General features: G+C 64.2%; 8 protein-coding genes and 1 pseudogene. 8 read left to right on the forward strand and 1 reads right to left on the reverse strand.

Going from position 1 to position 8563, the window contains the following annotated elements:
• On the reverse strand, positions 1-686 hold a 686-nt coding region (locus EOD07_RS13110), incomplete at its 3' end, for an ATP-binding protein (protein ID WP_245470107.1).
• A 254-nt stretch (positions 687-940) separates the two neighbouring features.
• Here EOD07_RS13110 and cpaB point away from each other — a divergent pair.
• From cpaB to EOD07_RS13150, 8 genes and pseudogenes are all read left to right on the forward strand, one after another.
• Positions 941-1858, forward strand: a complete 918-nt coding sequence (gene cpaB / locus EOD07_RS13115) for a Flp pilus assembly protein CpaB (RefSeq protein WP_127235752.1) — start codon at positions 941-943, stop codon at positions 1856-1858.
• A gap of 103 nt (positions 1859-1961) precedes the next feature.
• Positions 1962-3329: a type II and III secretion system protein family protein gene (locus EOD07_RS13120; RefSeq protein WP_245470109.1), complete on the forward strand. Its 1368-nt coding sequence runs from the start codon at positions 1962-1964 to the stop codon at positions 3327-3329.
• Positions 3330-3333: 4 nt separating this feature from the next.
• Positions 3334-3609, forward strand: a complete 276-nt coding sequence (locus tag EOD07_RS13125; RefSeq protein WP_127235754.1) for a hypothetical protein — start codon at positions 3334-3336, stop codon at positions 3607-3609.
• A gap of 13 nt (positions 3610-3622) precedes the next feature.
• The gene (locus EOD07_RS13130; RefSeq protein ID WP_127235755.1) at positions 3623-4837 is read left to right on the forward strand and encodes a response regulator/pilus assembly protein; all 1215 of its coding nucleotides are present in this window, start codon (positions 3623-3625) and stop codon (positions 4835-4837) included.
• The gene (locus tag EOD07_RS13135; protein WP_127235756.1) at positions 4834-6255 is read left to right on the forward strand and encodes a CpaF family protein; all 1422 of its coding nucleotides are present in this window, start codon (positions 4834-4836) and stop codon (positions 6253-6255) included. Before EOD07_RS13130 ends, EOD07_RS13135 begins: the two co-directional genes overlap by 4 nt.
• 4 nt (positions 6256-6259) lie before the next feature.
• Entirely contained in the window at positions 6260-7225 is a 966-nt protein-coding gene (locus EOD07_RS13140) for a type II secretion system F family protein (protein ID WP_127235757.1), read from the forward strand.
• Between the two features lies 1 nt (position 7226).
• Positions 7227-8189 carry a type II secretion system F family protein gene (locus tag EOD07_RS13145; RefSeq protein WP_073986050.1) on the forward strand — a complete coding sequence of 321 codons (963 nt, stop codon included), beginning with the start codon at positions 7227-7229 and terminating at the stop codon, positions 8187-8189.
• A gap of 175 nt (positions 8190-8364) precedes the next feature.
• A pseudogene (locus EOD07_RS13150) lies at positions 8365-8563 on the forward strand (hypothetical protein); the annotation flags it as partial.

Genomic DNA, 8563 nt, shown 5'->3' on the forward strand with positions numbered 1-8563 from the left:
CGGTAGAGCCGCGCCGGCTCGAAGGCGGCGCCCTTGCCGAAAATCTGCTCGTCGGGATGGAAGCGGGTCCTCGTGCCGCGGCGGTTGTGGACCTCGCCGAGATGCTCCAGACCGCTGACCGGGACGCCGCGGGAAAAACGCTGGCGATAGAGCTGGCGACCGCGCGCGACCTCGACCTCGAGATGGTCGGACAGCGCGTTGACGACCGAAACGCCGACGCCGTGCAGGCCGCCGGAGGTCTCATAGACCTTGGAGTCGAACTTGCCGCCCGAATGCAGCGTCGTCATGATGACTTCGAGCGCCGGCTTCTTGAATTTCGGATGCGGATCGACCGGGATGCCGCGCCCATTGTCGGTGACGGTCAGGAAGCCGTCGGCGGAAAGCTCGACGTCGATGAAGGTGGCGTGGCCGGCCACCGCCTCGTCCATCGAATTGTCGATGACCTCGGCGAACAGGTGATGCATCGCCTTGTCGTCGGTGCCGCCGATATACATGCCTGGGCGGCGCCGCACCGGCTCAAGCCCTTCCAGCACCTCGATGTCGGCGGCGCTGTAGCTTTCGCTGCCGTCGCGGGCGGCGGTCGAACGCTTCGCTGCCTGCACCAGCGGATCGGCGGGGCGCGAGGGCGCGCGCACCGGCTGCGCCGGCTTTTCCATCTTGCCGAAGAGGTCGTTACTGTCGTCCATGCTGGGCCTAGCGTCCGGTAATGCGAATCACGTCTCGATACTGCCACGCTTTTGGCGGGCGAACGAGTTCCCGTTCCGTTCAGGGATCAAACTGTCTCTTATTCCAAAACCATTCGATAACCAAGCCGGCCGAAATAGGGCGATCGGCGGGTCGCAGGATTCCTGATTCTTTAACATTAACGCCTAGCGTGAGGCCCAACCAACAAAAGACCACGGGCGTCGGGGGTTTCGTTGTGAGGGGCAGGGCCATAACCATGATCGGCATCGCCGCCGTTTTCGGCGCGATCTCGATCTTTGCGGCGGATTTCTGGGTCAAGAGCCAGGCAAAGGCTCAGCCCGAGGTCAAGGTCGTCTCCGTCGCGGCGCCACAGCCCAAGGTCGAGTTCAAAACCATCGTGGTGGCTCAAGCGCCGTTGCGCTACGGCATGGAGCTCGCACGGCCGCAGCTCGCCGAGATCCCGTGGCCGCAGGATTCCCTGCCGCAGGGCGCTTTCCCGACGATCGACAAGCTGCTCGCCGACGGCAGCCGGGTCGTGCTGTCGCCGATCGAGGTCAACGAGCCGGTGCTGCTCACCAAGCTGTCGGGACCGAACGGCCGCGCCACCCTTTCCAACATGCTGTCGCCGGGAATGCGGGCCGTCACCATCCGCACCGATGAGATCGCCGGCGTCGGCGGCTTCGTCACGCCCGGGGATCGCGTCGACGTCGTGCTGACGCGTGACGCGGGGGACATCCAGGAAGTATCCAAAAACGCGCAGGGCGCGGCCGGCTCGACGGTGACGTCCGAGGTCGTCGTCGCTGACGCCAAGGTGCTCTCGGTCGGGCAGGGCGCGGATGAGCGCAAGACCGAACCGCAGGTCGCCAATTCGGTGACCATCGAGGTGACCAACGAAGGGGCGCAGAAAGTGGCGCTGGCCCGCACCGTCGGCACCTTGTCGCTGTCCTTGCGGTCCGCGGCCGATGCCAGCGCCAGCAATGGCGGGCTTATGACCATCTCGTCCTTCGGCGGTTCGGTCGCCGCAAAGGCGCAGGCGAGCGCCGCCTCGCTCGTCAGCGCTGTAACGAAGGAATCCGACGAGCCGAAATTCAAGACGGTGATCGTGACGCGCGGCGACAAGGTCGAGGAATACAAGGGTCCTTCACGGGAACCGCCGCAGGAACTGCAGCAATAGCCGGTGGGGACCGGCGGGGACGGGGCAACAGATGTTCGGGTTTGATGCATTTCGGACGACCGGGGGATGGCGTCTTCTCGGCGCGATCGCCCTGGCGGCGGCAATGCTTGGCGTCGCCGCGCCGGCAAGGGCGGGCAACGACGTCGTCTATGTCTCGGCGAACAGGAACGCCTCGATCAAGGTCGCCAAGGGCAAGCCGAAGACGATCATGACGAGCGCCGCCTTCTACCAGATCGTCATCGGCGATCCGGAGATCGCCAACGTCAATCCGCTGACCGACAAGTCCTTCTACGTGCTGGGCAACAATCTGGGCACCACGGGTATCGCCCTGTTCGACCAGAACAAGCAGCTCGTCGGCACCATCGACATCGAGGTAACGCTGGATACCGACCAGCTGGCCAGCACCATCCGCGCCAGCGTGCCCGACGCCAAGATCAAGGTCGGCTCGGCGAACGGCCGCGTCGTGCTGTCGGGCGAGGCCGACGATGCGGTCGCCGCCGACAAGGCCAGCAAGATCGCGTCGCGCTTTTCCGGCAACGAGGAAGTCATCAACTCGGTCAACATCTCGTCCTCGCAGCAGGTGCAGCTCAACGTCCGCTTCGTCGAGATCAATCGTCAGGCCGGTCAGGATCTCGGCGCCAAATACGCCGCCAATTTCGCCTATGGCATCGGCAACCGCAAAGTCGTGCTGAACCCGGACGGGGGGACCGTGACGGGGGCCGGAACCGGCGAGATCATCGGCAGCCTGCTGTCGAACGGCGTTTCCATCGACATCGCCATCAAGGCGCTGGAGGAACGCGGCCTGGCGCGGCGGCTGGCGGAGCCGAACCTGATCGCGCGTTCGGGCCAGACGGCGAGCTTCCTTGCCGGCGGCGAGTTCCCGATCCCGGTTTCAGAGGACAATGGCAAGATCAGCGTCACCTACAAGAAGTACGGCGTCGGCCTCGATTTCACGCCAACGGTGCTGAAAGACGGGCTGGTCAGCCTCGACATCGCGCCGGAAGTGTCCTCGATCGACCCGTCGGCTTCCATCCAGGTCAGCAGCGGCATTTCCATCCCGGCCTTCATCGTGCGCCGCGCCAGGACGTCGGTCGACCTCAAGAATGGCCAGAGCTTCATGATCGCCGGTCTTCTGCAGTCGCAGAACGACATCACGACGTCGCGGGTGCCGGGGATCGGCAAACTGCCGGTGCTCGGTCCTCTGTTCTCCTCGAAGTCCTATCAGCGGCGCGAGACCGATCTGGTCATCATCGTCACGCCTTACCTGGTCAAGCCGGTCGATCCGTCGAAGAAGATGGTCGAGCCGACCGACGGCACCCAGCCGGCAAGTCCCGCCGATTATTTCCTCAACAACACCGAGGAAGTGGACGCCTCGGCGCCGAAGCGTCCGGTGGCACTGGCGGACGGCAGCGCCGCCCGCCCGGTGGCCGCCACCACGTCCGGCCACTTCCTCGATCTGCCGAAGGACTAAGGCCATGCGCAGCGCCCCTTGGATTGCTCTATTCCTGGCCGGGTCCGTGAGCGGCTGCACCAGCGACGACTACGTGCGCACCGAAGGCGTGACGCCGGGAGTCGGCAACGCGCAGGCGTCCAACACCGCCATGCAGATGGTCGACCCATGGAAGTACGGCGTACAAAACACCAAGCTTCTGGTGCCGGCCCAGCGTCCGGGTTCGGAGAGTGCCGCCGTCGGCGCGAAAGCCGGCTCCGCGCCGTCATCGACGACATCATCATCGACCACATCGAACTGATGGGCTGACGCCGATGGCATCTGGCAGCAAGACAAAGAAGATCCTGCTCGTTTCGACGGACCGAGCGTTTTTGCAGGACACGCGGACCGCTTTCGCGACCTCCGAGATCATCGAGCTTTTGACGCTGGAAAAGAGCGTCAACGAGCTGCGCGGCGAAATCCTCGAAGCGGACTTCGGCACGGTCATCGTCGACATGGACGCGGCCAAGCTCGAGGAAATCGAGTCGCTGCAGCGCGTCATGCGGCGGCTGGAAGGCAGCGTTCCGGTGGTCGTCGTCACCCAGGAATTCAACGCGGCGGCGGTGCGCATCCTGGTGCAGCTCAAGGTCGCCGATTTCCTGGTCAAGCCGATCACCACGGCCGATCTCGTGCGTTCCGTCGTCCGTGCGCTGCAAGGGCCGGGGCGGGAAGAGAACACCGAATCGCACGTCTATACCTTCATGCCGGCCGCCGGCGGCGTCGGCACCACCACGCTCGCCTTGCAGACGGCCTTCCAGCTGCATCATTCGGTGACGCGCGGCGCCTCGACATGCGTCGTCGACCTCAATTTCCAGCAAGGCGCCTGCGCCGAATATCTCGACCTCGAACCGCGCTTCGACATCACGGAAATCGAGAACCAGCCGGAGCGCCTCGACCGGCAATTGCTCGACGTGATGCTGTCCAAGCATGCGAGCGGCCTATGCGTGCTTGCCGCTCCCACGCGCCCGTCCGACATGCGCTCGTTCAAGACCGATGTCGTGGTGCGCATGCTCGACCTCGTGGCGGCTTATTTCGACAATGTCGTCATCGATATGCCGCGCACCTGGTTCCCCTGGACCGAGACGGTGCTGCTGGGTTCCAACAAGCTCTATATCGTCGCCGAGATGACGGTGCCCTGCCTGCGCCATACGCAGCGTCTCATCCAGGCCGTCTATGAGACCGCCGGCAAGGAAGTGAAGCCCAACGTCATCGTCAACCGCTTCGAGCAGAAGATGTTCGACAGCGGCATCAAGCAGGCTGACGTCCAGGAGATACTCGGCGAGCATTTCGTCGGCGGCATCTCCAACAATTACCGGCTGGTGCGCGAGGCGGTCGACCGCGGCGTGCCGCTGCACGCCATCGACCCCAACGCCAATGTCGTCAACGACCTGAAGAAGATCATCCTGCCGGAGGAGGCCGTCCAGGCCACGGTCAAGTCGAAGTCGCTGTTCGGCCTGGGCAAGGGCTTGCTGAAGAGGAAGGCAGGATGACCAGCCGCTTTTCCAACCTGCAGAGCCGCGACGTACGTCCGCAGCGGGCGCCGGAACCCACGCCTGTCACGCATAATGCAGTCGTCATCCCGACGACCCGCAAGCCGGCGCCGCCGCGGCCTGAGGCAGCGCCTCAAAAGAGCGTCAACAAGGTGCTGGACGCACGTGTGCGCATCCATCGCATGCTGCTCGAAGAGATCAACCTCGTGGCGCTGGAGCGGCTGCCCCGGGATGAAATGCGCCGGCAGGTGCATGAATTCGTCTCGGAAAAGACGCGCGAGGAGCGGATGGCGATCAACATCGCCGAGCTCGACGCGCTGGTCGACGACATCGTCGACGAAATGGTCGGCCTCGGCCCGCTGGAGCCGCTGCTCAAGGATCCCGAGATCAACGATATCCTGATCAACGGCCACCAGAACTGCTTCGTCGAAAAGCGCGGCAAGCTGCAGCAGGTCCACATCCCGTTCAAGGATGAGGCGCATCTGCTTCGAATCATTAACAAAATCGTTGCGGCGGTCGGCCGGCGCGTCGATGAATCGCAGCCGATGGTCGACGCCCGCATGCTCGACGGTTCGCGCTTCAACGCGGCGATCCGCCCGGTCGGCGTCGACGGACCGCTGGTCTCGATCCGCAAATTCTCCAAGAACAAGCTCGGCCTGCACAAGCTGGTCGAATTCGGCGCCATCACCCAGAACATGGCCGAGGTGCTGGCGGCGGCGGTGCATGCCCGCAAGACCACGATCATCTCCGGCGGCACCGGCACCGGCAAGACGACGATGCTCAACGCTTTGTCGGCCTTCATTCCGGAAGACGAGCGCCTGATCACCATCGAAGACGCGGCCGAGCTGCAATTGCAGCAGCCGCATGTCGCGCGCATGGAAACGCGCCCCGCCAATATCGAGGGCCACGGCGAATTGAAGCAGCGCGACCTCGTCAAGAACGCGCTGCGCATGCGTCCCGACCGCGTTATCCTCGGCGAGTGCCGCGGCGAGGAAGCCTTCGACATGCTGCAGGCGATGAACACCGGTCACGAAGGCTCGATGGCCACCATCCATGCCAACACGCCGCGTGACGCCATCTCGCGCCTGGAACAGATGCTCGGCATGACCGGCATGCCGATGACCGTGCAATCGATCCGCAGCCAGATCTCCAGCGCCATCGACATCATCGTGCAACTGACGCGCCTTTCCGACGGCAAGCGCAAGGTGACCAGCGTCGCCGAGGTGACCGGCATGGAAGGCGACGTCATCCAGATGCAGGAGATATTCCGCTTCGTGCGCACCGGCATGGAGGCGGACGGCAAGATACTCGGGCACTTCGAAGCGACCGGCATCCGCCCGCGCTTCCTGGAGGACCTGCGCAACATGGGCATCGAATTTCCGGGCAGATATTTCGAACCCGGCCGGCCGCAGGACTAGGCCGGTGCTGGACGGTTTCAGCCCTATTTACGCCGTGTACGCCGCAGCGGCGCTCACCGGCATCATGATCGCCGAGGGCCTTTATCTGCTCTATGCCGGGCGCAGCGACAAGCGCACGGCCATCAACCGCCGCATGAAGCTCGCGGAGAACAAGATCAGTCAGGAGCAGGTCCTGATCCAACTGCGCAAGGAGCGCGGGATAGACGGCGGCAGCTCCATCTTTTCCCTCGACCGCTTCCGCGCCCTGCGCACGCAGTCCGGTATGACCACGCCGCTGCCGAAATTCCTGACGATCACATCGGGCGTGGCCGCGGCGCTGGCGCTTGTCTCGATCTGGAAGGGCCTGCCGCTCCTGTTCGGCCTGATCCTGCTCGTCGTGCTGCTGCCGGTCCTGCCGGTGATGGCAATGCGCTTCATGCGCAAGCGCCGGCACAAGCGGTTCGGGATGCAATTGCCCGAGGCGCTTGAATTGATCACGCGCGGCCTGAAGGCCGGGCATCCCGTGCCGGTGGCGATCGCCATGGTGGCGCGCGAAATGGGCGATCCGATCGGCACCGAGTTCGGCGTCGTCGCCGACGAGGTGACCTACGGCTCCGACCTGGTCTCGGCGCTGAACAATCTCTTCGACCGGGTGGGCCATGAGGATCTGCCGCTGTTCGTCACGGCGGTGTCGATCCAGAGCACTTCAGGCGGCAATCTGCGCGAGATCCTCGACGGCCTGTCGGCGACCATCCGCGACCGTGGCAAGCTGCGCCGCAAGGTGCGCGCCATTTCGACGGAAGGCCGCATGTCGGCTTACATACTGACCGCGGTGCCGGTGCTTCTGTTCACCGCCATCATGGTGCTGATGCCGCAGTTCTATCGGGATGTCTGGGACGTGCCGAAGACCTGGTACATGCTGGGCGGCTCCATCATCTGGCTGCTGCTCGGCAACGCCATCATGTTCAAGATGTCGAATTTCAAGTTCTGAAATGGAAGACGTCATCCGCTTCCTCGCCTCGCTCGCGCCGACCTCGCTGGTGCCGGTCGCCGTGCTGCTGCTTGTGCTGGGCGCCGGTGCCGTCGCCTGGCCGCTGGTGCTCGCCAAGGGCGATCGCGGCGAGGTCAAGCGCCGGCTGAAGGTCGAGACATTGCAACCGGCCGAGCAGGCGGAGTCCTCGCCCAAGAAGAGCACCAACGCCGTGCGCGAGAAGGCGGTGAAGCGGGCGCAGGAATTCTACGCCAAGAGCGACCCGGAAAATGTCGCCCGGCTGCGCCTGAAACTGATCCAGGCCGGCTATATGGAACCGCGCGCCGTCGGCATGTTCTTCCTCATCCGTTTCGCCACCCTGGTCGGCGCGGCGCTCGGCGCTTTCCTGATCAACCACTGGGCGGCCAGCGCCGAGTCGACCATGACCAGCCGCTGGACCTTCATCATCCTGTCGGGTGCCGGCGGCTATTTCCTGCCGGGTCTGGTGCTGACGCAGAAGGTTCGGGAAAAGATGCGCGAATACCGCAACGGCTTTCCCGATTTCATGGATTTGATGATCGTCTGCTCCGATGCCGGCATGAGCATGGAGGCCGGCATCGAGCGGGTCTCCAAGGAACTTGCCAGGACCTATCCGTCGCTCAGTCAGAACCTGATCCTGGTGTCGCTGGAATTGCGGGCCGGGCGCAGCCTCGACGACGCGCTGAAGGCGCTTGCCGACCGCCTCAGCCTGGACGAGGTTCGCTCCTTCGCGACGCTCTTGCAGCAATCCAAGGAACTCGGCACCAGCCTGTCGGGCTCGCTGCGCGTCTTTTCCGACGAGATGCGGCACAAGCGCATGTCGATGGCCGAGGAGAAGGCGCATGCCCTTCCGGCCAAGATGTCGGTGCCGGTGACGGTCTGCATCCTGCCGGTGGTGCTGATGATCGCCATCATACCGATCGTCGTGAAGCTGACCGCGCACTGAGGGTTCAGGTGAGGCCGGCCGGACCTGAACCCTCAGTGGCACCTCAGGAGCGCTGGTTAACGCATCCTTGGCGCGCAACCAAAATTTAGCTGCATTTCGGCACCGAAGCTTAATCGCTCTCCTGTAGGATTTTTCCTGAAGAACGACCCGGCAAATCGGGCGATGGGGCAGGGGCATGCGTCAGAGACTTCTCAGGGCAGCGGCGGCGTTGGCGGCCGTCTTGATGATCACCGGCTGCACGACGAACGCAGACGTCGACACGACCAAGACCACGGCGATCCAGCCGGTGGCCAAGGATGTCAGCGCCAGCGACCTCGTCGAAGGCAAGGCGCAGTTCCGCGAGGCGAATTTCGGCCTTGCCGAGCAGCATTTCC

This window comes from Mesorhizobium sp. M2C.T.Ca.TU.002.02.1.1 (genome assembly GCF_003997225.1).